Annotated in this window: 34 protein-coding genes; 16 read left to right on the top strand and 18 right to left on the bottom strand. The window is 60.1% G+C overall.

What is annotated here, in order from left to right; translation table 11 throughout:
* The first annotated feature begins 1 nt into the window (after position 1).
* The 7 genes from rnc to BR48_RS0102410 all read left to right on the top strand — a co-directional run bounded on the left by rnc (position 2) and on the right by BR48_RS0102410 (position 5376).
* Positions 2–715: a ribonuclease III gene (gene rnc, locus BR48_RS0102440; RefSeq protein ID WP_027229856.1), complete on the top strand. Its 714-nt coding sequence runs from the start codon at positions 2–4 to the stop codon at positions 713–715.
* Positions 712–1632 (top strand): GTPase Era, encoded by a 921-nt coding sequence (era, locus tag BR48_RS0102435; protein WP_027229855.1) that lies wholly within the window; start codon positions 712–714, stop codon positions 1630–1632. Before rnc ends, era begins: the two co-directional genes overlap by 4 nt.
* 18 nt (positions 1633–1650) lie before the next feature.
* The gene (recO, locus tag BR48_RS0102430) at positions 1651–2427 is read left to right on the top strand and encodes a DNA repair protein RecO (RefSeq protein WP_027229854.1); all 777 of its coding nucleotides are present in this window, start codon (positions 1651–1653) and stop codon (positions 2425–2427) included.
* A complete protein-coding gene (locus BR48_RS0102425) occupies positions 2424–2942 on the top strand; it encodes a PaaI family thioesterase (RefSeq protein WP_091919117.1) in 519 nt (172 codons plus the stop codon). The genes recO and BR48_RS0102425 overlap by 4 nt, the downstream gene beginning before the upstream one ends.
* Before the next feature lie 232 nt (positions 2943–3174).
* On the top strand, positions 3175–4578 hold the full coding sequence (locus BR48_RS0102420; protein WP_027229852.1) for a PTS transporter subunit IIC: 1404 nt from the start codon (positions 3175–3177) through the stop codon (positions 4576–4578).
* Between the two features lie 18 nt (positions 4579–4596).
* Complete coding sequence (locus BR48_RS0102415; RefSeq protein ID WP_027229851.1) at positions 4597–5058, top strand: PTS sugar transporter subunit IIA; 462 nt, start codon at positions 4597–4599, stop codon at positions 5056–5058.
* 30 nt (positions 5059–5088) lie between these two features.
* Positions 5089–5376: a PTS sugar transporter subunit IIB gene (locus tag BR48_RS0102410; RefSeq protein WP_027229850.1), complete on the top strand. Its 288-nt coding sequence runs from the start codon at positions 5089–5091 to the stop codon at positions 5374–5376.
* Between the two features lie 34 nt (positions 5377–5410).
* Here the strand turns inward: BR48_RS0102410 and BR48_RS0102405 are convergent, their stop codons facing one another.
* The 3 genes from BR48_RS0102405 to BR48_RS0102395 form a co-directional block, all read right to left on the bottom strand.
* Positions 5411–5803, bottom strand: a complete 393-nt coding sequence (locus BR48_RS0102405; RefSeq protein ID WP_027229849.1) for a type II toxin-antitoxin system HicB family antitoxin — start codon at positions 5801–5803, stop codon at positions 5411–5413.
* Between the two features lie 23 nt (positions 5804–5826).
* Entirely contained in the window at positions 5827–6009 is a 183-nt protein-coding gene (locus BR48_RS0102400; RefSeq protein ID WP_027229848.1) for a type II toxin-antitoxin system HicA family toxin, read from the bottom strand.
* A gap of 90 nt (positions 6010–6099) precedes the next feature.
* Positions 6100–7338, bottom strand: a complete 1239-nt coding sequence (locus BR48_RS0102395; RefSeq protein ID WP_027229847.1) for an MFS transporter — start codon at positions 7336–7338, stop codon at positions 6100–6102.
* Between the two features lie 139 nt (positions 7339–7477).
* On the opposite strand from BR48_RS0102395, the gene BR48_RS0102390 reads away from it, so the two are divergent.
* From BR48_RS0102390 to panB, 6 genes are all read left to right on the top strand, one after another.
* Complete coding sequence (locus tag BR48_RS0102390; protein ID WP_155810792.1) at positions 7478–7690, top strand: hypothetical protein; 213 nt, start codon at positions 7478–7480, stop codon at positions 7688–7690.
* A 162-nt stretch (positions 7691–7852) separates the two neighbouring features.
* Positions 7853–8926: a quinolinate synthase NadA gene (nadA, locus tag BR48_RS0102385; RefSeq protein ID WP_027229845.1), complete on the top strand. Its 1074-nt coding sequence runs from the start codon at positions 7853–7855 to the stop codon at positions 8924–8926.
* A 15-nt stretch (positions 8927–8941) separates the two neighbouring features.
* Positions 8942–10501, top strand: coding sequence for an L-aspartate oxidase (locus BR48_RS0102380; RefSeq protein WP_027229844.1), 1560 nt, complete (start codon positions 8942–8944; stop codon positions 10499–10501).
* Positions 10501–11379: a carboxylating nicotinate-nucleotide diphosphorylase gene (gene nadC, locus BR48_RS0102375; RefSeq protein WP_027229843.1), complete on the top strand. Its 879-nt coding sequence runs from the start codon at positions 10501–10503 to the stop codon at positions 11377–11379. Before BR48_RS0102380 ends, nadC begins: the two co-directional genes overlap by 1 nt.
* Positions 11376–12221 carry a pantoate--beta-alanine ligase gene (gene panC / locus BR48_RS0102370; RefSeq protein ID WP_027229842.1) on the top strand — a complete coding sequence of 282 codons (846 nt, stop codon included), beginning with the start codon at positions 11376–11378 and terminating at the stop codon, positions 12219–12221. Before nadC ends, panC begins: the two co-directional genes overlap by 4 nt.
* 21 nt (positions 12222–12242) lie before the next feature.
* On the top strand, positions 12243–13058 hold the full coding sequence (panB, locus tag BR48_RS0102365) for a 3-methyl-2-oxobutanoate hydroxymethyltransferase (protein ID WP_027229841.1): 816 nt from the start codon (positions 12243–12245) through the stop codon (positions 13056–13058).
* On the opposite strand, the gene BR48_RS0102360 is transcribed toward panB, so the two are convergent.
* From BR48_RS0102360 to BR48_RS0102330, 7 genes are read right to left on the bottom strand one after another with little or no spacing between them, the layout of a single operon-like run.
* Positions 13059–13361 carry a HigA family addiction module antitoxin gene (locus tag BR48_RS0102360; protein ID WP_027229840.1) on the bottom strand — a complete coding sequence of 101 codons (303 nt, stop codon included), beginning with the start codon at positions 13359–13361 and terminating at the stop codon, positions 13059–13061. It abuts the gene before it with no gap.
* 8 nt (positions 13362–13369) lie between these two features.
* Positions 13370–13645, bottom strand: coding sequence for a type II toxin-antitoxin system RelE/ParE family toxin (locus BR48_RS0102355; RefSeq protein WP_027229839.1), 276 nt, complete (start codon positions 13643–13645; stop codon positions 13370–13372).
* A gap of 57 nt (positions 13646–13702) precedes the next feature.
* On the bottom strand, positions 13703–14215 hold the full coding sequence (locus tag BR48_RS0102350; protein ID WP_027229838.1) for a cupin domain-containing protein: 513 nt from the start codon (positions 14213–14215) through the stop codon (positions 13703–13705).
* Positions 14216–14225: 10 nt separating this feature from the next.
* Positions 14226–15185: an NAD regulator gene (locus BR48_RS0102345; RefSeq protein ID WP_027229837.1), complete on the bottom strand. Its 960-nt coding sequence runs from the start codon at positions 15183–15185 to the stop codon at positions 14226–14228.
* Positions 15182–15703 (bottom strand): tyrosine phosphatase family protein, encoded by a 522-nt coding sequence (locus BR48_RS0102340; RefSeq protein WP_027229836.1) that lies wholly within the window; start codon positions 15701–15703, stop codon positions 15182–15184. The genes BR48_RS0102345 and BR48_RS0102340 overlap by 4 nt, the downstream gene beginning before the upstream one ends.
* 4 nt (positions 15704–15707) lie before the next feature.
* Positions 15708–16340 (bottom strand): HD family hydrolase, encoded by a 633-nt coding sequence (locus tag BR48_RS0102335; RefSeq protein WP_027229835.1) that lies wholly within the window; start codon positions 16338–16340, stop codon positions 15708–15710.
* A gap of 13 nt (positions 16341–16353) precedes the next feature.
* Positions 16354–17205 carry a folate-binding protein YgfZ gene (locus BR48_RS0102330; protein WP_027229834.1) on the bottom strand — a complete coding sequence of 284 codons (852 nt, stop codon included), beginning with the start codon at positions 17203–17205 and terminating at the stop codon, positions 16354–16356.
* Between the two features lie 76 nt (positions 17206–17281).
* Here BR48_RS0102330 and BR48_RS0102325 point away from each other — a divergent pair, with 76 nt between their 5' ends.
* Entirely contained in the window at positions 17282–18613 is a 1332-nt protein-coding gene (locus BR48_RS0102325; protein WP_027229833.1) for a dihydroorotase, read from the top strand.
* 163 nt (positions 18614–18776) lie between these two features.
* Here the strand turns inward: BR48_RS0102325 and BR48_RS0102320 are convergent, their stop codons facing one another.
* The 7 genes from BR48_RS0102320 to BR48_RS0102290 all read right to left on the bottom strand — a co-directional run bounded on the left by BR48_RS0102320 (position 18777) and on the right by BR48_RS0102290 (position 23595).
* Positions 18777–19670, bottom strand: coding sequence for a sigma-70 family RNA polymerase sigma factor (locus tag BR48_RS0102320; protein ID WP_027229832.1), 894 nt, complete (start codon positions 19668–19670; stop codon positions 18777–18779).
* A complete protein-coding gene (locus tag BR48_RS0102315; protein ID WP_027229831.1) occupies positions 19654–20112 on the bottom strand; it encodes a carboxymuconolactone decarboxylase family protein in 459 nt (152 codons plus the stop codon). The genes BR48_RS0102320 and BR48_RS0102315 overlap by 17 nt, the downstream gene beginning before the upstream one ends.
* Before the next feature lie 315 nt (positions 20113–20427).
* Positions 20428–21483 (bottom strand): D-alanine--D-alanine ligase family protein, encoded by a 1056-nt coding sequence (locus tag BR48_RS0102310; RefSeq protein ID WP_027229830.1) that lies wholly within the window; start codon positions 21481–21483, stop codon positions 20428–20430.
* Between the two features lie 59 nt (positions 21484–21542).
* Positions 21543–22337 carry a hypothetical protein gene (locus BR48_RS0102305; protein ID WP_051614491.1) on the bottom strand — a complete coding sequence of 265 codons (795 nt, stop codon included), beginning with the start codon at positions 22335–22337 and terminating at the stop codon, positions 21543–21545.
* Positions 22338–22354: 17 nt separating this feature from the next.
* A complete protein-coding gene (locus BR48_RS0102300) occupies positions 22355–22612 on the bottom strand; it encodes a hypothetical protein (RefSeq protein WP_027229828.1) in 258 nt (85 codons plus the stop codon).
* 102 nt (positions 22613–22714) lie between these two features.
* Complete coding sequence (locus tag BR48_RS0102295) at positions 22715–23065, bottom strand: TIGR02301 family protein (protein ID WP_228019501.1); 351 nt, start codon at positions 23063–23065, stop codon at positions 22715–22717.
* Between the two features lie 98 nt (positions 23066–23163).
* Positions 23164–23595, bottom strand: coding sequence for an NUDIX domain-containing protein (locus tag BR48_RS0102290; RefSeq protein ID WP_027229826.1), 432 nt, complete (start codon positions 23593–23595; stop codon positions 23164–23166).
* A 98-nt stretch (positions 23596–23693) separates the two neighbouring features.
* Between BR48_RS0102290 and BR48_RS0102285 the strand changes: the two genes are divergently transcribed.
* Together BR48_RS0102285 and BR48_RS0102280 are read left to right on the top strand one after the other, a co-directional pair.
* On the top strand, positions 23694–24461 hold the full coding sequence (locus BR48_RS0102285; RefSeq protein WP_027229825.1) for an SOS response-associated peptidase: 768 nt from the start codon (positions 23694–23696) through the stop codon (positions 24459–24461).
* Between the two features lie 33 nt (positions 24462–24494).
* The gene (locus tag BR48_RS0102280) at positions 24495–25109 is read left to right on the top strand and encodes a LysE/ArgO family amino acid transporter (protein ID WP_027229824.1); all 615 of its coding nucleotides are present in this window, start codon (positions 24495–24497) and stop codon (positions 25107–25109) included.
* Here BR48_RS0102280 and BR48_RS26070 read toward each other — a convergent pair.
* Entirely contained in the window at positions 25086–25253 is a 168-nt protein-coding gene (locus tag BR48_RS26070; RefSeq protein ID WP_155810791.1) for a hypothetical protein, read from the bottom strand. The genes BR48_RS0102280 and BR48_RS26070 overlap by 24 nt on opposite strands.
* Positions 25254–25469 lie beyond the last annotated feature (216 nt).

Below are 25469 nucleotides of genomic sequence, written 5' to 3'. Positions count from 1 at the left end.
GATGAACCTGTCCGCCGACGCCGTTCGCAGACTGGAAGAAAAAACGAGGCACACTTTTCGCGATCTCGGCCGGCTTGAGCGTGCGCTGACCCATGCGAGCGCTCGGCCCTCGGCCGGTTCCGATTATGAGCGTCTCGAATTCCTTGGTGATCGCGTGCTCGGGCTGGTCATCGCCGAGCTTCTGTTTCGCGCCTATCCGACGGCGAGCGAGGGCGAGCTTTCGCTGCGCCTGAACTCGCTCGTCAATGCCGATACTTGCGCGGCCGTCGCCGACGAGATCGGGCTCCACGAGTTCATTCGTACGGGCTCGGACGTGAAGGGACTGGCCGACAAGCGCTTGAAGAGCCTGCGGGCCGACGTCGTCGAATCGCTGATTGCCACAATTTATCTGGACGGCGGTCTTGAAGCGGCGCAACCTTTCATCGAACGTTATTGGAACGCGCGGTCGCGTGAAATCAATTCGGCTCAGCGCGACCCGAAGACTGAATTGCAGGAATGGGCGCATCAGCAGGATGGCGCGCAACCGATTTACAGCGTCGTTGACCGCACAGGGCCCGATCATGACCCCCTGTTCACCGTCAAGGTTGATGTAAAGGGCTTTGCGTCCGCCACGGGCACCGGCCGCTCGAAACGTATCGCCGAGCAGAACGCTGCCGTGGAACTGCTCTATCGCGAAGGTGTCCGTCAGAAGACGCAGGAAGAAGAAGAGAAATGACCGAACATCAACAGGAAACCGGCGTACCGACGCGATCAGGCTTTGTGGCGCTCATCGGCGCGCCGAATGCCGGTAAATCGACGCTGGTCAACCAGCTGGTCGGCAGCAAGGTATCGATCGTCACCCACAAGGTGCAGACGACACGGGCGCTTGTGCGCGGCATCGTCATTCACGGGCCGACTCAGATGGTGCTCGTCGATACGCCCGGCATCTTCAAGCCGAAGCGGCGGCTCGACCGCGCCATGGTCACGACCGCCTGGGGCGGCGCCAAGGACGCGGATTTGATCCTCGTTCTCATCGACGCCGAACTTGGGATCAATGAAGAGGCCGAGGCGATCCTCGACAGCCTCCACGAAAAGAAGCGCAAGGTCATCCTCGTTCTCAACAAGGTCGACAGGATCGAACCGCCGAAGCTCCTCGAACTCGCACAGGCCGCCAATGATAAGGTAAAGTTCGATAAGACCTTCATGATCTCGGCGCTGAAGGGCTATGGCTGCAAGGACCTCGTACAGTATCTCGCTGACAATCTCCCCGAGGGGCCGTGGTATTATCCGGAAGACCAGATCTCCGACATGCCGATGCGCATGCTCGCGGCCGAAATCACCCGCGAAAAGCTTTACCTGCGCCTTCACAACGAGCTTCCCTATTCCTCGACCATCGAGACCGAAAGCTGGGAGGAGAAGCCGGACGGCTCCGTCCGTATCAGCCAGGTGATCTATGTTGAGCGCGACAGCCAGAAGAAGATCGTTCTCGGCCACAAGGGTGAGGCGATCAAGTCGATCGGTCAGGCGGCGCGCAAGGAGTTGATGGAGATCCTCGAGCAGAAGGTTCATCTGTTCCTCTTCGTCAAGGTGCGCGACAATTGGGGGAACGACCCCGAGCGCTACCGCGAAATGGGCCTTGAATTCCCGCACTGATAGCGCGACCATCTTTAGATGGAATGGCGTGATGAAGGAATAATCCTCGGGACGAGGCGGCATGGCGAAACCAGCGCCATCCTCGAACTGATGACGTGTGACCATGGCCGGCACCTCGGTCTGGTGCGCGGCGGTCGTTCCCGGCGCATGCAGCCGATGCTTCAGGCAGGCAACCGCGTCGACGTGATCTGGCGCGCGCGTATGGACGAGCACCTCGGCATGATGCAGGTCGAGCCGGTGGCATTCGCGGCAGCGCGGCTGATCGAACAGCCGGTCGCGCTCTACGGCCTCCAGCTTGCAGCTGCCCATTTGCGCCTTCTCCCCGAGCGGGATCCGCATCAGAACCTCTTTGAAATTCTCAATGTCATTGTCGAGCATTGCGACAATTCGCTGATCGCCGGTGAGCTTCTCCTCCGCTTCGAACTGACAATGCTCGAAGAACTTGGCTTCGGCCTCGACTTGAAGTCCTGCGCCGCTACGGGTGGCCATGAGAACCTTGCCTATGTTTCGCCGAAATCGGGACGGGCGGTGTCGCGCGATGCCGGCGCACCATGGGCTGAAAAGCTTCTTGAAATGCCGCCCTTCATGTCGAGCCCCACGGTGCGCGCCGCGTCGCTGAACGAAGTCATCAGCGCCTTTCGCTTGACCGGCTACTTTTTCAACCGCCATATCTGGGAGCCGCGGGCGCAGCGATCGCCGGAAGCCCGCGACGGTTTTCTCGCCGCGCTCGGGCGTTCATTGTCAAATGCAGCCGGGGCAACGGCGCCAGTGCAGGAAAGGTCGATCCTTCCATGAGCTATGACGACGTGTCTCCGGTCGAGTTCCCAGGCGGTGTCGGCCTGCTTCCGCTCGCCGACCTCGCCACACGCGGCGGCCTCGACATCCTGCAGGCGATGTTGCGCGGCGACTATCCCGCGCCGCCCATGGCCCAGACGCTGTCCTTTACCTTGCATGAAGTTGAACAGGACCGCGTCGTCTTCAAGGGCTTGCCGCGGCCCGAGCATCGCAATCCGCTGGGCGGAATCCATGGCGGCTGGGTTGCGACGCTGATGGACTCGGCTCTTGCCTGCTGCATCATGACCACTCTCAAGCCGGGCGAAGCCTATACGACTGCAGAATTCAAGGTGAACCTCGTGCGGCCGTTGACCGCCGATATGGGCCTCGTTCTGTGCGAGGGGAGGCTCATTCATCGTGGCCGCACGCTTGCAACATCCGAGGCGTTCCTCAGGGACAAGAACGGCAAGCTGCTAGCGCACGGCACTGAAACTTGCGCGATTTTTCCGCTCGAGAGTTTCGTGCGCAGCAAATAGAGCCTTCTGTGAAACAGGAAGCCAGATTGTGACGGGTGCCGCAAATGCGCGGCAAGTAAGTCACACTTTCCATAAATTTTGTTGAAAACCCTTTGTTTTTCGCTTCTGTCGCGACTTGAGCGTTTGTCGCACGTTGACGGCTGAAATTTTGCATTGATAAACATTGATATTGGGCAGAATACAAAAGTTCTGTTGGGTGAACGCAGTCCGCGCGACTGCCGGGGAGGAAAACATGGATAGTTTTTTGGCGGGCCTCAAGGCCGCTGTCGACGCAATGGGACCGACGGTCCTCTTGCCGATCGTAATCTTTATCATTGCGCTGGTGCTCGGCGCGAAGCCGGGCAGGGCGTTTCGCGCCGCTGTCACCATCGGCGTCGCCTTCATCGGCATCAATCTCGTTCTTGGCCTGATGCTGACGTCGATTGGCGATGTCGCGAAGGCCATCGTTACCAATACGGGCATTCAGCGCGATATCGTCGATGTCGGTTGGCCGTCAGCCGCGGCGATCGCTTTCGGCTCCTCCGTCGGCCTTTGGGTGATCCCGATTGCCATCGTCATCAACATCATTCTCCTGGTGACGCGCCTGACCCGTACGCTCAACGTCGACGTGTGGAATTTCTGGCATTTTGCCTTCATCGGATCGCTTGCCGTAGCCGCGACCGACAGCCTTGCCTATGGCCTCGTCGTTGCCGCGCTCATGGTTGCGCTTTGCCTGCTCTTTGCTGATTGGTCGGCGCGGGCAGTCCAGCAGTTCTACGGCATTCCGGGCATTTCGGTGCCGCATCTCGCCTCGGCGCAGATCCTGCCGATCGCGATCGTGATCAACTGGATCATCGATCGTATTCCGGGCATCAACCGCATCGAACTCAATACCGAGACCTTCGAGCGCCGTTTCGGCGTGTTCGGCGAGCCGGTCATCCTCGGCCTCATCATCGGTCTCGTCCTCGGCGCCATCGCCTATTACAATGCCGGCGATTTCGGTACGGCGCTGACGAAGATCCTGCAGACGGGCATGACGCTCGCCGCCGTGATGCTGCTTTTGCCGCGCATGGTCAAGATCCTGATGGAAGGTCTGCTGCCGGTTTCCGACGCCGCACAGGAGTTCGTGCGCAAGCGCACCGGCGACCGCGAACTTCTCGTCGGCCTCGACTCGGCGATCCTCATTGGTCATCCGGCGGCAATCTCGTCGTCGCTCATCCTGGTGCCGATCGCGATCATTCTGTCGGTAATCCTTCCGGGCAACCGCGTCATTCTCTTCGCCGACCTTGCGGTCATTCCGTTCATCGTTGCCATGACGGCGCCGCTCCTCAAGGGCAATGTGTTCCGCATGGTCATCGTCGGCACGATAACGCTTGCGGTTGGCTTCTATGTTGCGAACGCGCTTGCACCGCTATTCACGGCCGCTGCCCAATCGTCGGGCTTCCAGATGCCTGCCAATGCGGTGCAGATTACCAGCGTGGTCGACGGCTTCCTGTGGATACCCTATGTCGTCATCGCGTTGATCCAGAACCTCGGCGTCATTGGTCTCGTCGTGCTTGCGGCCATCATCGCCGCCGCATTCTGGGCCTATCGCCGCAACACGGCCGCATGGGAACGCGCCGCGGGTGCCGACGACGCTGTAGACCAGAACGCCTGAACCAAGTGGAGTGAATGAATGGCTGAGGCCTTGTTGAATACGCTTGATCCCGGGGCAATCGTCCTCGGGGTCAAGGCATCGAGCGACGAAGAGGTAATCCGCATTCTCGCGGCGCGCCTCGAAGGGCTCGGATATGTGAAGCCGAGTTACGCCGATGCCGTCGTGGCGCGCGAAGCCGCGCTGCCGACGGGACTGCCGCTCGGCGGCGCAAACAATGTTGCGGTGCCCCATACCGATCCGCACCATGTCATCAAGCCCGGCCTTGCGCTTGCAACGCTTGCCGAGCCGGTGCTGTTCTCGAACATGGAGGACCCCGACGAGAAGCTTCCGGTCAGCGTCGTTTTCGTCATGGCGCTCAACGACAAGGACAAGCAGGTCGAAATGCTGCAGGAGATAGCCGGAACAATCCAGTCGCCGGAAATCATCGCTGCGCTCATCGCCGCAAAATCCGCGGAAGACGTGCTGGGACTTCTCGGCTAGGTTGGATATTTCAAGGAGGAAAAAGAACAGATGGCCAAGCAGAAGACAGTGCTATTTGCCTGCGGAACCGGCATTGCCACCTCGACCGTCGTCGCACACGCGGTCGAAGAGGCGCTTAAGGATCGCGGCATCCGCATCAACACCCGCCAGTGCAAGGCGACGGAAGTGGCCGGACAGATCGATGATGTCGATCTCGTCGTATCGACCACCCAGTTGCCGAAGGACCTCGGCAAGCCGGTCATCACGACGCTGGCGTTCCTGACCGGGATCGGCAAGGCCGATGCCCTCGACAAGATCGAAGCCGCTCTGCGCGACTGAGCGGAAGAGGTTTTTCAAGCGAAATAGCGCGGCATCAGGCTTCTATCGCTTGCCGCGCGGCACTTGCCAAAAAGGCGGCGCGCGTCAATCCGCGCGCCCTTGCTGTTTCATCGATCGCCCGCAGCAAGCCGCGTTCGAAAGTGACATTGGCCCGCACCACGCCGGTATCGTTGTCGATGAGCGGCACAGAGATGAGAAAAGCGCCATTCGCAAGTTCCTCGCGAATGCTTTCCCTCGCCATGATTTCGGCGTGACTTGAAGGAGCGGGAAGCTCCATGTCTTCCGCGTAAAGTCGCAGCGCGTCGACTGCGTTTGACACGATATTGTCAACATCGTCAGAGGCCGAGTAGACGCCGGCTATATCCGGAAACTGGATGCCGTATGCACTATCGTCGTCGTGTTGGACGAGGGCAAAATAGTGGCGCATGGATATTGCTCCTTGTCTTGTCATCAAATCCATCCCGCGTCCTTTGCGATGGAACGTGCCGTTCCAAGCGGCAGGTCCTTTCTGGGATGCGGGATGATGAGGGTAATTTCGCCTTTGCGAAATTTGTGGTGGGAACCGCGAACTGAGACGAGTTCAAACCCTTCGTCCTTGAGGCGTTTGATGATCTTTTTGCTATCGCGTTCCACACGCAAACCCCAACAATGCGCATCTATATACGCATTGTTGCGCAAGTTCGTCAAGTTTGGTGCGCATCGAAATGCGCACTACCAGAACAGTTACTCCGCCGGCTGCAGCGCAGGGCGAACTGCGGGCGTTTCCTCGATCGGCCAGTGCACGATGGCCGCAAAAATGCCGAGCGCCACGCCGAGCCACCAGACGGGATTATAGCTGCCGAAATGATCGTAGAGGTAGCCGCCGAGCCATACGCCGAGGAACGAGCCGATCTGGTGTGACAGGAACACGATGCCGCCGAGCATTCCAAGGTGCTTTGTTCCGAACATGATGGCGACGAGCGAATTCGTCGGGGCCACGGTCGAAAGCCACATCAGGCCCATCAGGATCGAGAAGATGATCACTGAGGTGCCGGTCTGCGGCAGGAGCAAGAAGGCGGTGACGAGCGCCGAACGACCGAGGTAGAGGAAGGAAAGGAACTTAGGCTTCGAATAGCGCTGGCTGATGATGCCGGATGCGAGCGAGCCGATGATGTTGAAGAAACCGATCAGGGCGAGGGCAAGGACGGCGTATTTCGCATCGATTCCGATATCGCCGATATAGGCCGGGAAATGCGCGGTAATAAACGCAACCTGAAATCCGCAGACAAAGAAGCCAGTGGTCAGGAGGATATAGCTCTTGTGCCCGAATGCCTCGCGCAACGCTTCGCCGATCGATTGCTTGTAATGGCTTTCGCTGACCCTGCCGCTCGAGGAATTGCCCCGCAGCGGAATGGCAAGGACCGGGATGATCAGCATGGCAAGGCCGAGATAGACGAGCGCGTCAGACCAGCCGAAACTTTCGATCAGCCCCTGGCTGATCGGCGCGAAGACAAACATGCCTGCCGAACCCGCCGCAGTCCCGATGCCGAATACCAGCGTACGGTTGGCCGGCGTGACATTGCGGGCAAAGGCCGAAAGGATGATGCCGAAGGAACCGGCCGCGACGCCAAGCCCGACCAGCACACCGCCGCCGAGATAAAGGAGGCCGGGTGACGTCGCCCAGGCCATGACGAGAAGACCGCTGCAATACAGAAGCGCCGAAAGAAGCAGGACACGCCACGTTCCGAATTTGTCGGCGATTGCGCCAAAGATCGGTTGGCCGGCGCCCCAGAACAGGTTCTGCAGCGCCATCGCCATGCCGAAGGTTGTGCGGTCCCAGCCTTTTTCGGAAAGAAGCGGCAACTGGAAGAAGCCCATGGCCGAACGCGGGCCGAAGGTAAGGAGGGCGATCAGGCAGCCGGCAATGATGATGAGCCAGGGCACGCCCGGTTGCTTGGCGGTCGATGCTTGGGCTTCGGACATGGTATGCGCTCCTTTGAGAGCGCTGAGCATTAGCGCTTTCTTCCATGCAATCAATTGAATTGAGTTGATTGTTGCTTAAATGAGTTTGATGGGTTGGGCGTCCTTGCTCGGTAAAATCAAGCAAAATGAGATTTGGCATATGCAACCTTCGCTAGCGCTTTTGTCGATAAGTCTGCTTCTTCTCGCCGGATGCGCAAGTTCGGGTGATGTCAGCCCGCTGGTGTTCTGCGATCGTCCGACGGATTTCAACGCGAGGATTTTTACCGACTGCACGCCGCGCCTCGGCGGGGACAGTCCGTTCAAACGCGATCAGCAGTATCGCTACTACAACGATAACTACCGCCATCGCTGATGATTGCTTCGACGGAAAGAGAGTGCCTTTTCTTTCGAACACCGCTTGAAGCCAGCAAAATAATCTCCTATGTAACTGCCCACGGCCTTGCCGTTTTTCTTTTGCCCATAAATATGCTCAATTTGAGTATAAATGGGAGGCGTGTTCAGGAGGAAATGGAATATGACCAACCCCGCCCGCATTTCGGCAGAGCGTTCCACGGTGAGGACCGCGGCGGATCGCTTTGGCGTCGTCGATATGCCCGATCTGTCATATACGCCCGAGGTCGCGGCCGAGACTGAACACCTCTACCAGCGCGTCTCGCACCACATTCCGCGGCTCGAATGGCCGGTCTACGCGCCCTATGTGGCTGCGATCAACCGGCTGAAGAAGCAGCGCAATGCCGTCATTCTAGCGCACAACTACCAGACGCCGGAAATATTCCACTGCGTTGCCGATATCGTCGGCGACTCGCTCCAGCTTGCCAAGGAAGCAACCAAGGTCGATGCGGAGATCATCGTCCAATGCGGCGTGCATTTCATGGCCGAGACCTCGAAGCTGCTCAATCCGCAAAAGACTGTGTTGATCCCGGATATGAAGGCCGGCTGCTCCCTTGCCGAATCGATTACCGGCGCCGACGTGCGCCTGCTGCGCGAGACCTATCCTGGCGTTCCGATCGTCACCTACGTCAACACCTCGGCGGAAGTGAAGGCCGAGAGCGATATCTGCTGCACCTCGGCCAATGCGGTTGAGGTGGTGGAGAGCTTCGGCGTCGACCGGGTCTTGTGCATTCCCGATGAATTTCTCGCCCAGAACGTCGCCGCGCAAACCAAGGTGAAGATTTTGACCTGGAAAGGTCACTGCGAAGTGCATGAGCGTTTCACGGCCGAGGAATTGCTGGCTTACAAGGCCGCTGATCCGGACATCCAGATCATCGCCCATCCGGAATGCCCGCCGGAGGTCGTTGCCGTCGCCGACTTTACCGGTTCGACCAGCGGAATGATCGGTTATGTGAAGGACAATCGCCCCGCCAAGGTGCTGCTTGTCACCGAATGTTCGATGGCATCGAACATCGAGTCGGAGGTTCCCGGCGTGAAATTCATCAAGCCGTGCAATCTTTGCCCGCACATGAAGCGCATCACGCTGCCCAAGATATTGGAAAGCCTCGTCTATATGCGCGACGAAATTCACGTGGATCCGCTCGTCGCCGAGCGTGCGCGGCTTGCGGTCGAGCGCATGGTGAACCTCAGAAACTGATCGGAGGCTGGCCCGATGTCCAATCAAACGGAACCCGTAATCATCATCGGTGGCGGTCTTGCAGGGCTGTTCTGCGCCCTGAAACTTGCTCCGCGGCCTGTGACAGTGCTCGCCGCCGCTCCTATCGGGCGCGGAGCCTCGTCCGCTTGGGCGCAGGCCGGTATCGCCGCGGCTGTCTCCGATGGTGATACCATTGAAAAGCATGTTTCCGATACTGTCGCCGCAGGCGATGGCATCGTTGACGAGACCATCGCCCGGCTTATGGCAAGCGAGGCCGCGGCGCGGGTGCACGATCTTCTTGGCTATGGCGTTCCATTCGACCGCGACCTCGAAGGCCGGCTCCAGGTATCGCGTGAGGCGGCCCATTCGGAAAGCCGCATCGTCCGCGTGCGCGGCGACATGGCCGGCCGCGCCATCATGCAGGCGCTGGTCAAGACGGTCGAAACGACGCCTTCGATCCGAGTGATGGAAGGTTACGTTGTCGAGGACATCGTTACCGCGCAAGGTTCGGTAAAAGGCGTGGTCGCCCGCAGCGAGGCTGGTCGCGGACCCCAGGTTCGGCTCGCGTCTTCCAACGTGGTCATTGCGACCGGCGGCATCGGTCATCTTTATGCGGTCACGACCAATCCGCCCGAGGCACGGGGCGAGGGCATAGGCATGGCCGCTCGCGCCGGCGCGATGATGGCGGACATGGAATTCGTCCAGTTTCACCCGACGGCGATCAACGTCGACAAGGACCCGGCGCCGCTCGCGACGGAGGCCCTACGTGGCCATGGTGCGACATTGATCAACGACGCCGGCGAACGCTTCATGCTGAAGATCGATGCCGATGCCGAGCTTGCGCCGCGCGACGTGGTCGCGCGCGGCATCTATGCCGAAGTTAAGAGCGGGCGGGGTGCCTGGCTCGATTGCACCGAGGCTGTAGGGGCCTCATTCGCCGAAGAGTTTCCGACCGTCTACAAATATTGCCGCGATGCCGGGATCGACCCGGTCGTCCAGCCGATCCCGGTTGTGCCCGCCGCGCATTATTTCATGGGTGGCATCCTGACTGATGCTGATGGCCGCACCTCGATCGACGGCCTGTGGGCCTGCGGCGAGTGCACGTCCACCGGCGCCCATGGCGCAAACCGCCTTGCATCCAACTCCTTGCTCGAAGCTGTTGTATTTTCAGCAAGAATTGCTGCGAGGATCGGCAATGAAGGCGAGGCTTTCGCCGGCGACTGGTCGAAGGGATCGGTCCATCGGGACGACCTCACCGCGGAGGCGGATACGCCGGCAATGACGCGTTTGCGCACGACGATGAGTGCGAGCTTCGGCGTCATTCGCAACCGGACGGACATGCTGGAAGGTCTGGAGACAATCCTCGAACTTGAGACCGGCAATCGCGACACGGCATTCCGCAATGTGCTTGCAACGGCCAAACTGGTCGCGGTGAGCGCCTTGCGCCGCGAGGAGAGCCGTGGCGGCCACTTCCGCACGGATTTCCCCGAGGTGCGTCCGGATTGGCAGCACCGCACCTTCCTGACCTTGGCAGATGCCGACGGCTCAGTCGAAGACATGCGTGAGGTCGCGTGATGGCGCGCCGGCCCCCTGGTTCTGCGTTTCCGCCTTCGCTCCCGCCGCTCCTGATCGAGGAGGCCGTACGCGGCGCCTTGCGCGAGGACCTCGGGCGTGCCGGTGATATAACGACGAACGCCACACTTTCCGAGGAAGCCACTGCGACCGCCGTGCTCTCAAGCCGCGAGGCTGGCACCCTGTGCGGCATGGGCTTTGCACGGACGGCGTTCGCGCTGATAGATCCGAGGCTCGAATTCGAGGCGTTCGCGAAAGATGGCGAGACCATTTCGCCCGGCCAGGATATTGCGCGGGTCTCGGGCAATGCGCGGGCCATTCTTTCGTCCGAGCGCGTCGCCCTCAACTACCTGATGCACCTCAGCGGAATCGCGACTTATACCGCCAAATTCGTCGATCTTATCAAGGATACCGGCGCTCGCGTCTGCGATACCCGCAAGACCATCCCCGGCATGCGCGCCTTTGCCAAATACGCCGTGAAGTGCGGCGGCGGCGCCAATCACCGGTTCGGGCTCGACGACGCAATTCTCATCAAGGACAATCACGTCGCCGTTGCCGGCGGGGTGACGAGGGCGATAAAGGCCGCCCGCGCCTATGCCGGTCACCTTGTGAAAATCGAGGTCGAAGTCGATGGTCTGGAGCAGTTCGAAGAGGCGCTGGCAGCCGGGGCCGATGTGATTCTGCTTGATAATATGGGCCCGGAACTCCTTGAAAAGGCGGTTGGAATCAATTCGGGCCGCGCGGTCCTCGAAGCGTCCGGCGGGATAAGCTTCGATACAATTAAAGCTGTTGCGCAAACAGGCGTGGACTATATTTCGACATCAAAAATCACTATGGCTGCGCCAACGCTCGATATCGGACTGGACATTGAAATCGCATGAAAGTCATCGCTACGGTTGCGGAGCTGCGCGCGACGCTCAAGGCTGAACGTCAGAAGGGCAAGGCGATCGGCCTCGTCCCGACCATGGGCTATCTGCATATCGGCCATATGGAATTGGTCCGACGTGCCAAGAGTGCGACCGACGTCACGGTCGTTTCTATATTCGTCAACCCGACGCAATTCGGCCCCAACGAAGACCTGTCGACCTACCCGCGCGATATGGACGGCGACCTTGCCAAGCTGAAGGCCGAAGGCGTCGATTATGTCTTTACGCCGGAAGTCGCGGAAATCTATCGGCCTGGCGCGCACACGATCGTCGATAATCTGGTGCTTTCGCGCATCCTCATCGGCAAGATCCGCCCCGGCCATTTCCGCGGCGTGACCACCGTCGTCACCAAGCTCTTCAATATCGTACAGCCGGACCAGGCGTTCTTCGGCGAGAAAGACTACCAGCAGCTGACAATCATTCGCCGCATGGTGGATGATCTGAACATGCCGATCGATATTATAGGTGTCCCGACGGTTCGCGAAGCGGATGGATTGGCTTGCTCGTCGCGCAATGCCATGCTCGCGGCAGCGGATCGCAAGGCAGCGGTCATTCTGTCAAGGTCGCTGGCCAAGGCGGAGGAAATGGTTGCGCAGGGCCAGCGCTCGGTTCCCGCGATCCGCAATGCGGTGCGCGGCATACTTGAAGCGGAAAAACGCGGTACGATCGAGTCCGTGGATATCCGCGACGCCGAGACGCTCGATCCCGTTTCAGGCAAGTTCCGGCAGCAGGTGGTCATTCTGCTCATCGTGCGTTTCGGCAAGGTCCGCCTGATCGACCAGCGTGTCATCGGCTGACGTAGCAGGGGAGGAGACCCTATGAGCCAGGAAATCGTAACGCGCCGGATCACTGCACCTGAGATCCTCGGTCGTAAGGGCGGCGAGCCGATTGTCGCGCTGACGGCCTATCACGCCAATACCGCGCGGATCGTCGACAATCATGCCGACATTCTCCTCGTCGGCGATAGTCTTGGCATGGTGCTCTACGCCATGGATTCGACGCTTGGCGTTCCGCTCGATCTGATGATTGCCCACGGCCGCGCAGTGGTGCGCGGGTCGAAGCGAGGGCTCATCGTTGTCGATATGCCATTTGGCTCCTACGAGGAAAGTCCGGCAGTCGCATTTCGCAATGCCGCGCGGATCATGGCGGAGACCGGCTGCGGCGCGGTCAAGCTCGAGGGCGGCGTGCAAATGGCCGATACCATCCGTTTTCTCACCGAGCGCGGCATCCCGGTCATGGCGCATGTCGGCCTGACCCCGCAATCGATCAACACGCTTGGCGGCTTCAAGACGCAAGGACGGGACACGGCGCTGTGGCCCCTCATCAAGGCGGATGCACAAGCCGTCGCCTCGGCGGGAGCGTTCGCGGTTGTGCTCGAAGGCATCGTTGAACCGCTTGCGGCGGAAATTTCGCGCGAAAGCAGCATTCCCACCATCGGCATCGGTGGGTCACGGGAGTGCGACGGCCAGATCCTCGTCCTTGAGGACATGCTCGGATATAATCCGAAGCCGCCACGTTTCGTGAAGGTCTATGGCGAGGTCGGAAATGCCATTGACGCGGCAGTCAAATCCTATGCGGACGATGTCCGATCGCGGACGTTTCCCGGCGATGAGAATGTGTACCCGTTGAAGTAGCTAAGCGGCGCGGATGATCGGAATGTTGCTGACGTCGACTTCGCGCTCAGCGTGCCAGGCATCGTAGCTAGCCTGCATGCGCAGCCAAATCTCCGCGCCATTGCCGAAGCCTTTGCCAAGTCGTGCGGCGACCTCGGGGGAAACTGGCTTACGCTCACCGATAATGTCATAGAGGTGCTGCCGAGAAATCCCAAGAAGCTTTGCGATCTCTGTCTTGTTCTTGCCGGTCGCAGGAATGATATCATTCAGTGCGGCACCCGGATGGGACGGACATCTGTTGGGGTCGCGGATGGCTTTATGCATGGTCTTTCCTAGTGATATTGCTCGAAATCGACTGCTTGCGCATCGCCATCCTTAAATTCAAAGGTGATGCACCACGGTCCATTCACATGAATGGTGCAGCGCTTGGGATTAAACCCGCGCAATGCGTGGAAGTTGTAGCCTGGTAAATTCAGTTCCTCTGCCATCACTGCTTTATCCAGAGTATCGAGTCGCACAAGAATGCGCTTGTGCATCCGGGGTTCTATCGTTGACTTCCCCGTTCGCCACAGGGTCGCCAACGCCTTGCTCTTGAACGTCCTGATCATGTAAGCGATCTGCTTACATTCCACAAGGCCCAATTCGACGATAGTCGGAAATCCAATCTATTTCTGTGGCTTTCCCTGCGTATCGGCGTTTTGCCAATAGTCCATTTTGGCCGCGCGGTCATAGCCTTCACCCATGAGGCGCACGCCGACGCGTCCCGTCTCGGGGTAAAAGATCACGTCGTTCGGGTTCTTCTCGCCGATGATGATGAAGCGGCAGGGCGCATCGCTGTGGTTGAAGAAGGAATGTCCTGCCTTCTGGCCGGCCGGAAAGCACACGTGGTCGCCGGTTTTCATGCGATAGGTCTTATCGCCAAGCCGCAGTGTCATCTCGCCCGCAAGCACGAACGCCTGCTCTTCTTCGAGCATATGATAGTGGTTGAGGCTCGACTCCATTCCGGGCGCCAACTCTTCGAGCGCCACGCCCACATGGGTTGCGCCGCCGTGACCGGAAAGGTAGCGGAAGCGCGTTCCGTAGCGGCTGCCTTCCGACCATTCCTCCCACGGAACGTTTTCTGCCGCAAAGGGCTCCGAAATGCCGTCGGCATTGATCGATACAGGTTTCGTGCTCATGGGTTCCTCCCTAGGTCCGCCCGCCGACCCTGAGGCCCGCGACGCTGCGCTCTTCGAGCACATTATGCCGGAAGCGATAGAGAGCTGCGGGCCGCCCGCGCGGTTGCGATTGCTCGGCGCCAGTGGGCTCCACCAGTTCCGTGGTCTCTACCAGGCGGCGAAAGTTCTGCTTGTGCAGGTGGCGGCCGGAAATCGCCTCCACCGTCTCTTGCAGGGCGGTCAATGTGAAGGTGGACGGCATGAGCTCAAAGACGACCGGCCGGTATTTCAGCTTGGCGCGCAGCCGGGCAATCGCGGTAGCAAGGATGCGCCGGTGATCGAAGCTCATCGAAACGCCGAGCTGGCGCGACAGAGCCGTATCGTTGGTCCGCCCGTCGCGCACGGCTTCCTCGATAAGGCCAGCCTCATACAGCAATTCGTACCGCTCAAGCACGCGCTCTTCGTCCCAAGCGATGCCATCCTCCCCGAACGCGAGCCGCAAGCGGCTGAGACGCGCAGGAACACCGCCACTTTCCGCCCAGCTGCGCAGGGCAGGACGAACCGTCTCGTCGATCAATGCGGGCTTGCCGCCGCGCCAGTCCTCCCAAGGAAGAAACGAATACCAGCTGCGCCAGCGCGCGCCTGATTTGCGCAGGGACTCCTTATTGTCATCGGTGATGCGGGTGAGGGCAAGGTAGCCTACCGAAACGATGTGAAGATCGCGATCTTCAGCAGTCTTGTGCCGGCCACGATCACCGAACGTATAGAGTTGTTCGACATAACCAAGCCGTAAGGGGGTCTGCTCGGCGACCCATTCGCGCAGGCCCGCCTCAAAGGTGCGGTGCTCCAACGGATTGAACGGACCGAATGGCAGCTCGTCGCGTTCGATGTCGTCACTGGAAGCTGTGGTAAGGATCAACGGGTCGTTGTCGGCCACAGCCGCAATGGCTGCGCTCAAATTGATCTCGACCGCGTTGGGTGTACCCGTCATACGGAAATGCTCAGGGGCAGGATGAACGGCGTACCCTCGAAGGCCTCTTCGCCTCGCCCGATCGCCTTGACCGCATCGACCATGCGGCCTCGTCGCCCGAGCATGTCGTCGGCAAGGGCTATGAGGCGGCTGTTGGGCGTGGCCGATGGCGCGTTGCGGCGCAGTGCCTGCGCCAGGTCCGCTTCGTCAAGCTCCGGATTGAGGGCGAGCGCCGTGATATAGGCGGCCGCGGTCGAGCGCGATATGCCGGCATAGCAATGGATGAGCAGCGGCGCCTGCCGGTCCCAGCGCCGACCGAAGATCAGAAGCTGGTGGATATGGTCTACCGCCGGCAAGGTCATGCCTTCGGCAGGCTCGATGATGTCGTTGAAGCCCAGGAAAAGGTGCCGTGCCTCGGCGATTTCGGCAGGCCGCATCACCGGCGTGCCGGTGTTGATGAGCGTGATCATGTCGCGAGCGCCGAAGCGGATTGCGGATTCGGCGATACGGGATAGGGGAGAAACGACGATGTGCGGCATGGATCTAACCTTGGTCTTGTGAACGTCGCCCGTCAAGCTCGGCAAAACGTTGCAAAAAAGCGTCTTGAACATCCTGTGTCGGCAGCGCGGTCACGTCGATGCCATGCGGGCTGATACCGCGCGGGCGGCCGAAGAATTGCACGGCTTCCTTTTCGGCGAATCCGGCAAGTCGGGTCGCTTCGAAATAGGCGGCCACCGCATCGGCGCGTTTGATCAACAGGCGCAGGTTCTGATGGATGACCGGAGCAAGCGCGAAGCGGACATGAATGGCATGCTGCAGCCGCAATTCCACGCTCTTGTAATCGCCGCCGACCACCGCCTTGAACGGCGAAATCATGTCGCCGATCACATATTCAGGCGCATCGTGCAGCAGCGCGATCAGCCGCTGATCGGTTGTCGCCTCCGGCACGATCCTGCCAAATATCTCTTCGACGAGCAGCGAATGTTGCGCAACGGAAAAGGCGTGATCGCCGACGGTCTGCCCGTTCCAGCGTGCAACACGGGCGAGCCCTTGGGCGATGTCGACGATCTCGATGTCGAGCGGCGATGGATCGAGCAGGTCGAGCCTGCGGCCGGACAGCATGCGCTGCCAGGCCCTGAGTTCCGTTCGCTTGTCCGTCTGCGGCTTCGCCGGCATCAACGATTCCCGATCACGCTTCCTGCGTCGTTACCGGAAATGTAAAGCGGTGTTCGGGGGGAATGGCAAGGTGAACCGCGACATCTCCTGCCATAATGGGCATGCCGCTATCCATCGCATCCTTGACCCGGTCGATGCGGACAAGGGCGAGACCGTCTTTCGCAACGACTGTGCCGAGGGTACCAATCTCGCGGCCGCCCGCAGTTAGGGGTGTTCCCTGCGCCGGCAGGTCAGCGGCGGCCGCTGCGACCAATATCCGCCGCCGCGCGGTGCCGCGATGCTGCATCCTTGATACGACCTCCTGGCCGACGAAACAGCCCTTCTTGAACGAAACGCCTCCAGTCTGGTCGAAGTTGACGTCATGGGGAAATGCTTCGCCGAGTGCATAGTCGTCCGGTGCTTCGGCGACGCCGTATGCGATGCGAAGCGCATTCCAGGCGTCAATGCCCGAGCCAGCATCGGCAGGTGCGCCGTACCGGCGCCTGACGCTGAAGCTGTCGGGAAACCGGCGGTCGGTCAGGATTGAATCAGTTTCCGAGGCACTTGAATCGTCATTCCAGGAAACCGTGACAAGCGACTCTTTATCCATGGCAAATTGAACCTTGGCGCGAAGCCGGTAGAGTGTGAGGCGCTTCACGAGATCGTCTATAGATGAAGCATTGAGATCAAGGCGCAGCCCGGCCCCGTTGCGCGAAACAAGGAATTCAAACAGGATTTTTCCCTGCGGCGTCAGCAGGGCGCCCGGCTTCAAATCACCTTTGCCGAGCGTATCGAGATCGGTCGTGATAATGTTCTGGAGAAAATCTTCGGCGTCGTCGCCCTTGACGTCCAGGAGCGCGCGTCCACTTAAACTTGCCGATGGCATAGCATTGTCCTTGCCTTTATCGTCCCTGTTACCTAATTCGCTCTAGGCAGGTTCGCAAGGCTGGATGGGAAAGCAAATGGTGCAGACGTTCGACACGATTTACCGCAGCGGTTTTGTCGTCAATCAGGATGGGGTCGGCCTGCGGGATATCGGCGTCAGCAATGGCCGTATCGCCGCGATCGGTAATCTCGGCCACGCCTCGGCAGGCGAGCTCGTCGATGCGACCGGGCTGCACATCCTGCCCGGCGTCGTCGACAGCCAGGTGCACTTCCGCGAACCAGGCCTTGAGCACAAGGAGGATCTGGAAAGCGGTTCGCGCTCCGCTGTCCTTGGCGGCGTCACCGCCGTCTTCGAAATGCCGAACACCAAGCCCCTGACGACGTCGGCCGAAACGCTTGAAGACAAGATCAGGCGCGGCCGACACCGCATGCACTGCGACTTCGCCTTCTGGGTGGGGGGCACGCGCGACAATGCCGATCAGGTGGCCGAACTGGAGCGTCTTCCCGGCGCTGCGGGCATCAAGGTTTTCATGGGCTCGTCCACCGGCGACCTTCTGGTCGAGGATGACGAAGGCGTCCGATCGATCCTCAGGAACACGCGCCGCCGCGCCGCCTTCCATTCGGAGGACGAGTTTCGGCTACGGGAACGCGAGGGCCTCCGCATTGCCGGCGATCCCGCGTCCCATCCCGTTTGGCGTGACGAAATCGCAGCGCTCAAATGCACCGAACGCTTGGTGCGCATTGCCAGGGAAACCCGGGCGCGCATCCATGTCCTGCATATATCGACGGCCGAGGAAATCGAATTCCTCAAGGATCACAAGGATGTGGCAAGCTGCGAGGCGACGCCGCACCATCTGACGCTCGAGGCAAGCCAGTATGCGACGCTCGGCACGCTGCTGCAGATGAATCCGCCGGTCCGCGATGCACGGCACCGCGATGGCGTCTGGTCAGGCATCACGCAGGGTATCGTCGATGTTCTCGGCTCCGACCATGCGCCGCACACGCTTGAGGAAAAGTCGAAGCCCTATCCGGCGTCCCCGTCGGGCATGACGGGCGTTCAGACACTCGTACCTATCATGCTCGACCATGTGAACGAGGGTCGCATGTCGATCGAGCGCTTCGTCGACCTGACGTCGCATGGTCCGAACCGGCTGTTCGGGATGGCGCGCAAAGGCCGCATCGCCGTCGGATATGACGCGGACCTGACGATCGTTGACATGAAGCGGCGCGAGACGATCACCAATGCCGGCGTCGGCTCCAAGGCGGGCTGGACGCCCTATGATGGCAAGATCGTCACCGGCTGGCCGGTAGGCACAATCGTTCGCGGCCAAAGGGTGATGTGGGAGGGCGAGATCGTCACGCCATCCACGGGCGAACCTGTGCTTTTTGGTGAGGCGCTGCCTCGGTAACGCGCGTTGCATTGTGCTGAGGCTCCATTCTTCTCCGTCATCCTCGGGCCCCGAGCCGAGGATCCATTCTTTGCCACGCCGCTGGCGGGTCCTGGGGACGAGCACCCGCGGATGACGGTGGTGAGGTGAGGTGAGGTTGAAAAAAACGCACCACCTCCAGCCTTCAAGCACTTCCGCCCGGAATTGCCTGCGCAAACTGCAGGTGGCGCAGTTTCTCCGGATTGCGGACAATGTAGATCACCTTGATCTTGCCGTCCTCGATTTCGAGCGCCGTGGTTTGCGGCAGTCCGTCGAATTCGGTGGTCACAAAGCCGGGAAGGCCGTCGACCAGGCCCTCATATAATAGCGGCGAAAACCGATAGCCGGCGGTCCGCCCGATGCCGTCGAAGAAGCGTCGGACCTTTGCCCGCGAATAGATTGGATTGATCGTGGATGTGCGGTTGCCGCCGCCATCGGCATACATGACGACGTCATCGGCAAGAAGCGCCTGCAGTGCCTGCATGTCGCCGCTGCGCGATGCATTGTAGAAGGCTTGGGCGATATTCTTGCCCTGTTCGTCGGAAACGGGAAAGCGCGGCTTTGCTTGCTGAACATGGGTGCGGGCCCGGCTCGCCAGCTGGCGGCAGCTTGCCGGATCGCGGCCTATCGCCTGCGCCACCTCATTGAAATCCTGGCCGAAAACATCGTGCAGCAGGAACGCCGCCCGTTCCAGCGGCGACAGCCGCTCCAGCGCCATCATCAGCGTCAGCGTGATATCGGCATCCGTCTCCTCTTCGCTCGGATCGAATATCGGTTCAGGCAGCCAGCTTCCCACATAGGTCTCCCGTCTAACACGTGCAGATTTGAGGTGGTCGAGGCAGAGCCTCGTGACGATGCGAACCAGGAAGGCTTCCTCGCTCCGTACCTCCGAGCGATCGGCCTGGTGCCAGCGAATGAAACCTTCCTGGACAATATCCTCCGCCTCCGCGACCGATCCGAGCATGCGATAGGCAATGCGGATCAGTCGCGGTCTGAGGCGATTGAATATACTCGACGTGGCGTCAGGCTGCTGCGGCACTATCTTTCGACACCGGATGCACCGACCGGAATCCGATGGCGAGCCGGTTCCAACCGTTGATGGTAACAATGAGCATGCTCAGTTTGACGATCTCCTCTTCGCTGAACTGCGTCTTCAATTCCTCATAGACATTATCCGGTGCGTGCGTCTTGGCAATCAGCGTCAATGCCTCGGTCCAGGCGAGGGCAGCGCGTTCGCGCTCGCTATAAAGCGGCGACTCGCGCCAGGCGTCGAGCAGATAGAGGCGCTGTTCGGTCTCGCCGCGCTTGCGCGCATCCTTCGAATGCATGTCGAGGCAGAAGGCGCAGCCATTGATCTGCGAGGCACGCATCTTGACGAGTTCGATAAGGCTCATCTCGAGCCCGCTGGAAACGGCGCTCTTCTCCATCTCGATCATGGGCTTTATTGCGTCGTGGTTGTAGGGGTTCAGTCTCGGTTTCATCATTGGTCTCCTTGTGCGGCATTGCGTTGCCTGAAAACAAGACGAGACAGCATTTTCTAATGTGACATCGCTCAAAGATTATTTTTGGGACAGGCTGCGTTTGTTGAGCGGAGATCCATTCTTGCCGCCCCGCATTGGGTCGAACTAACCTCAATCTGCTGCTGTAGGGCGCGTCGGCTCAAGGGTCGGAGGGGCATCGCCCGCCTACGATAACGTCAACTTAGCGCGCCGACGCTGGCGATCAGGCCATTGTCATTGTTGCAACCGGTGAGATGTATAAGGTGGAGGACCGAGGTGACCGTCCAGCGCCGAGAATCAGCGTACGGCGCGCTTCAATCCGTGCTGGATCAACCGGTGGATCAGTTCCGGATACGGTATTCCGGTCGCGCCAAGTACCTTGGGATACATGCTGATATTGGTGAATCCCGGTATCGTATTGACTTCGTTGATCACGGCGCTGCCATCGGCGCGAAGGAAGAAATCAACGCGCGCCATGCCCTCGCATCCAAGCGCACGAAAAGCTTGTTCTGCCATATCCTGTAGAGCCTGGGTCTCGTCGGGGCTGATGCGGGCAGGCACGGTAAGGTCCGCTCCATCCGCATCGAGGTATTTTGCTTCGTAGGTATAGAAGTCGTGCGTGTTGGACGGAGCGATTTCACCGGGCACCGAAACAATCAAGGTGCTATCTGCCGCTTCGAGCACGCCGAGTTCGATCTCCCGGCCTTCAATGAACTCTTCGATGAGGACATGGTCGTCGAACTGCAATGCCGATTCAACCGCCAGATGCAGTTCCTCGGCTGTCCTCGCCTTGCTGACGCCGACCGATGAACCCTGCCGGGCCGGCTTGACGAAGACGGGCCATGAAAGCGTTTGGGAAAAGGCGTCGAGATCTATGTCCGAGGAGCGCTTTACCATGATGCCAGACGCAACGGGCAGGCCGTCATGGGCCAGCAGGCACTTCGCCTGATATTTGTCCATGGCGGCGGCGGATCCGAAAATACCGCTTCCGACATAGGGAATGTTGGCGACTTCCGCCAGGCCCTGCACGGAGCCGTCTTCGCCAAAGGGTCCGTGAAGAACCGGCAGCAGCACGTCTATAGGCGTGATCTCATAGGCCGGGCCGGATATGGGAAGAGCAAGCGCGCGGCCCCGGCCACCCGGAAGCAAGGTAATTTTCGTACCATCGCCCGGTACGGATTGCGGAAAGCCGCCGTCGACGAGCAGCCACTCGCCCTGCCGGGTCACCGCAACGAGAACTGTTTCGTAAACCTCCGGGTCAATCGCCTCGAAGGCATTTCTCGCGGACATGACGGAGACATCGTGTTCGGAAGATCTGCCACCAAAGAGAATTGCGACGCGCGTTCTGGACATGGTGGAGTTCTCCCGAAAGATCGGCGATGGGGATTCAAGATGGATCGCCTGGCGCCGGCTCAGTCGCCCGTGACGAAGAAGCGCCAGCGTCCCTTCGGCGTGATGCCAAGGCGGTAGAAGACGTAGGTGCCGAATTGCTTCATCTCGTCATAATCGCCGGCGGTGACGATCTGAAAGAGTTCGACCTTCTGCTTGGCGTCGAGCTTGTCGAGCGGATAGGCGAAAAAGTAGGGCCACACATAAAGCTCGTCCGGCGTGCCGGCATCGAGGTGGACATAGCCGGATTCAAGCACGTCGACGAGGATTGCAAGAATTTCCATGCCTTCCGGATCGCCCGCCAACGACTTCAGATAGGCGAGGGGATCGCCCTCGATCTCGGTGAGCGAGAGCATGGTGACGTCGTCGCCGGAGCCGATCAAAGGACGCAGCGCCTCGATATTGCCGGACTTGGCCGCCGTCAGGATGAGTTCGTGCATCTTGCGCACCGGAAACGGCAGCTTGCTGAGATCGTATTCGACTTGCGCGGCCGCTGCGCCTTCCTTGGCGTTCGGCATGGCGATGCTGCTGTCGGGGACGACCGCGCCGTCATTGGCGGCGGGCGTGTCCGCATCCCCGTCGCTCGGGGCCGCCGGTTGCTCGGTCGCAGCGGGCGGCGTCTCGCCTGCCGGCTTTTGCGTGGCATCGGGCTTGGCAGGCTCTGGAGGCTTGGGAAGCTCTTCCTTCTTCAGTTCGCTCAAGGCAAGCTGGACCGGTTTGCCGCTGGCGGCCGCAGCAGGAAGGCTGAACGCACAGGACGCGGCCACGATGACAATTGCGCGGGCAATCGCGGGCGCGGAAAAGTGCTTCTCAAGCATGCTGGATCACCCGGGCGTTACTGGAGAACGCGATTCGTTGAAAATTCACCTGCAGAAATACGTTCACGCAACACTTCAAGCAACGCAAGAGCGGAGGCTTCGCCATTGTCGCGGATCAGTTCGATCAGCGCGGTTGCGAATGCTGCCTCGGCCATAATTTCAGGTTCGATACCCTCGAGCGTGCCATCTGCCCAGACTTCATTCTGATATTCGATCGCAACCAGTTTTTTTTCTTCTGCAACCAACCTATCGAGGTCCGTCGATGTCATGTTCATGTCATACCGTCCTTGGCCGAAGCCAATTCTTAAACTACCGCTAAACTCTATCATAGGTTTTGTTTAAAATGCGGCCCATTGGCTTCAACAGTTAAAGCACAGTTAATTTCCATAACCCGATACGATCTCGGATGAAAGCCTCATTCCTTCGGCCTGGTAGCGGTCAATCGCCGCAATCGCCTGGCTGGTGCAGGTGGAGTAAGTCTCGTTGAAAGTGCGGTAGCCGCGGTTGAAGCTGGCGATGAGACGCGCCCGCCGTGCCGGGTCGGGGTTTTCCGCCAGAAGCAGCGTATCCATGCGATCGCGCCACTGGCTGCTCTTCTCGCCACACAGATTGCGCAGCGAATGGATCGATCCCATTACCTCGGCGAGGCGCAGGAGCTTGGCCTCGTAGAGCGGATCGACAGCATATGCCGGGACAGCGCTGGCGAGTGTCGCAAGAAACGCTGTGATCAATGCTGCTCGCCGCACGAAATTCCCCAAGCCTGTTCGCCTTTCGCGACATGTTGCCCGAAAGCAAGGCGCCTTCAAGGCGTCGATCGGCGATACCCTCAACTTTCGAAGGAACGCGCCAGGAAGTGCACGACCTCGAGCACGCTTTCGGTCACGTCAAATGCGGCCATTTCGTCGGCGCGCAGCCAATGCACGGCCGCAGCATCGTCGGCGGCGACGGCGTCTCCCGTTGCGTCATGCGCGAGGAACACAGCGAGGCGGAACGCCTTGGGCGACGGAAACTCGGGTGTCGAGTAATCGAAGGTATAGGTGGTCAGATAAGTGACCTCGTGCGCGATGATGCCGGTCTCTTCGAAGAGCTCGCGCATTGCAGCTTCCTGCGGCGTCTCGCCGTCCTCACGCCGTCCACCCGGAAAGGCGAGCCAGCCTTTCGAGGGCTCGCGGCCGCGCTCGACGAGCAGGAATGCGTGGTCGCGGATACAGACCGCGGAAACGCCGTCGACAGTTGCGGAGAGGGGAATTTGATCCATATCTCAGGGGTAAGCGGCATCAACGCATTTGACAAGGTCGCCTTGACGGGCGACCGCAAATCGGGAAGATCGCCGCGGTCACTAAGGGCTCGTTATAAATGTGCGGACGTTTTTCCCTCCTCGGAACACCGGAAGAGATCGAAGCCTGGTTCGATCTTATGGAGCTTGAGGAATTCCCGCCCCGCTACAATATCGCGCCGACCCAACCGATCCTCATGGTCGTCAGCGGGGAAACGCCGCCGCCCGGCAGCAACCGGTCGAACCGGCGTGCGCTTCTGGTACGATGGGGGTTCATTCCGGGATGGGTCAAGGATACGGCAAATTATCCGCTTATGATCAACGCCCGCGCCGAGACCGCGATCGAAAAGGCATCGTTCAAGGCGGCGATGCGCCATCGCCGCGCGCTGATCCCGGCCTCGGGCTTCTATGAGTGGCGCCGCAACGGCGACCGGAAGGCGCAGGCCTATTGGGTGCGCCCGCGCGATGGCGGCGTTGTCGCCTTTGCCGGACTTTACGAGCCCTGGGCGAATGCCGAGGGGTCGGAGATGGATACCGGCGCGGTGCTCACCACGGAGGCGAACGAGAATCTGCGTTTCATCCACGACCGCATGCCCGTCGTGATCGAGCAGAAGGATTTCTCGCGCTGGCTCGATTGCAAGACGCAGGAGCCACGCCATGTCGCCGACCTCCTGAAACCGGCACGCGAGGACCTTTTCGAGGCTATACGGGTCTCCGACAAGGTCAACAAGTTCGAAAACACCGGACCGGAAATCCAGGAGCGGGTCGAAGAGACACCGCCCGAGGAACGCAAGAAACCGCAGCGTTCAAAGCCGCCGCAATCCGACGCACAGATGAAACTTTTCTAGGCCTTCACGCGCCAACTTCAGGACACAGACGATATGCTTTCAGCCGCTCTTTCCGGTTTTCTCCTTGGCGCGTCGCTCATAATCGCGATCGGCGCGCAAAACGCCTATATCCTGCGGCAGGGCCTGCTGCGCGAACATGTCTTCATCCTGAGCTTCATTTGCGCGCTGTCGGATGCCTTGCTGATCGCGGCTGGCGTTGCCGGCCTCGGCACGCTTATCGCACAGTCCCCGAAACTGATTTCCTTCGTGACGCTGGGCGGAGCGGCGTTTCTCTTCTGGTACGCGTCGGTCGCCTTTCGGCGTGCGTTTCATCCGGAAGGCTTGCGGGCGGCGGGTTCTGGCGGAAGCTCACTCAAGGCAGCCGTCGGCACAGTGCTCGCGCTGACATTCCTCAATCCGCACGTCTATCTCGATACAGTCGTTCTATTGGGCGGGCTCTCGGCTCGCTTCGAGGGCGTCAACCGCGCGGCCTATGGCGTCGGCGCGGCGCTCGCTTCGTTCATCTGGTTCTTCAGCCTCGGCTATGGGGCGAGGCTGCTGCAACCGGTGTTCGCCAAGCCTGCGGCCTGGCGTGTCCTCGACATCCTGATCGGCCTTGTCATGGCCGGCATTGCAACGAGCCTGTTAGTCCGTTTCCTGCACAATTGAAGCAAGCTTCAGCTGCGGACGCTTGCGCACGGTGCTCAGCACCGCGGCAAGGATCGCGGCGGGGCCGATGGCATTATATTTGGCAACGAGATTCTCGGCGCGGACGCTTTCGCGCGGCTTTGCCGTCTGCTGGATGGTGTTCATGGGTCTGGTCCTATCCCCTTTTTCGGATAAGTCAGGATTCCCGGTCAAATGAGCCGGAAAAAAGGCACTTTCCGGGAGGATTTTGGGCTATTCGGTTAAGATGGATTAACCACGAGGAAGCAGGCAAAAATGCAACACCCGCGTTTCGCGGCGACACGCTTGACGATCGACCCGCAGTCGATCATAAATGTGGCCATGAAAACGTTGCCCGTAACC

Source organism: Phyllobacterium sp. UNC302MFCol5.2, assembly GCF_000686005.1.
GTDB lineage: Bacteria > Pseudomonadota > Alphaproteobacteria > Rhizobiales > Rhizobiaceae > Phyllobacterium > Phyllobacterium pellucidum.
The sequence above is the reverse complement of the archived record's forward strand: the minus strand, read 5'-3'. Positions and strand labels throughout refer to the sequence as shown.